Source organism: Citrobacter sp. wls710, assembly GCF_005281115.1.
GTDB classification, from domain to species: domain Bacteria; phylum Pseudomonadota; class Gammaproteobacteria; order Enterobacterales; family Enterobacteriaceae; genus Citrobacter; species Citrobacter werkmanii.
Window position 1 is genome coordinate 1 of the sequence record NZ_SZXD01000017.1, and the last position, 300, is coordinate 300.

General features: G+C 61.0%; 1 protein-coding gene. It reads left to right on the forward strand.

Going from position 1 to position 300, the window contains the following annotated elements; translation table 11 throughout:
* A partial coding sequence (locus FDX14_RS25140) for a hypothetical protein (protein ID WP_170973576.1) occupies positions 1 to 300 on the forward strand: 300 nt, incomplete at both ends.

The window sequence follows — 300 nt, forward strand, 5'->3', positions numbered from 1 at the left end:
ACCGCTGTGGCCGGAAGCCGTCAGACAGAACGGTTTTTTCGACCAGTCTGCCGCCTTCATCATAGCGGAAGCGGCTGTCGCCCCGTTTTGTGACGCGGCCATGTTCCTGTTCCTGCGCCGTAAACTGCATGAGGGCGTCCGGAAGGTTGCGGGTCTGACCGTGGTGGCGGATGTTCAGGTTGACGTCGTAGCCGAAATGTTCCTGCCGGGGGAGCTGCCGTGTGCCGCCTTCGGCAAGGGTTATCTGGTCGTTAGTGTCATAGCGGTAAGTGGTGGTTCCCCAGCGGTTGTCGCGGATGC